Source organism: Rugamonas apoptosis (assembly GCF_014042355.1).
GTDB classification, from domain to species: Bacteria; Pseudomonadota; Gammaproteobacteria; order Burkholderiales; family Burkholderiaceae_D; genus Rugamonas; species Rugamonas apoptosis.
Map to the genome: position 1 here is coordinate 1 of NZ_JACEZU010000053.1, position 322 is coordinate 322.

Sequence of the window (322 nt, forward strand, 5' to 3'; positions counted from 1 at the left end):
GTTGATAGGTCAGGTGTGGAAGTGCAGTAATGCATTAAGCTAACTGATACTAATTGCCCGTACGGCTTGTCCCTATAACCTTAGCAGGTTGTGGTGAATGAGAAGTACGTTGTAACGTTCGTTGATATAACTTCATTACCCCATATTTACTCCTTCTTCCAGATTCCGGGCGACGCGCATGAGCGCGCAGTCCACACAAGTCAAAGCTTGATGACCATAGCAAGTTGGTCCCACCCCTTCCCATCCCGAACAGGACCGTGAAACAACTCTGCGCCGATGATAGTGCTGCAACCAGTGTGAAAGTAGGTTATCGTCAAGCTAG

Annotated in this window: 2 rRNA genes; both read left to right on the top strand. The window is 48.1% G+C overall.

Features of this window, described 5'->3' with window-relative positions:
• A 23S ribosomal RNA gene (locus H3H39_RS27390) occupies positions 1-74 on the top strand; the annotation flags it as partial.
• 132 nt (positions 75-206) lie between these two features.
• Positions 207-319: ribosomal RNA gene (rrf, locus tag H3H39_RS27395) — 5S ribosomal RNA — on the top strand.
• Positions 320-322 lie beyond the last annotated feature (3 nt).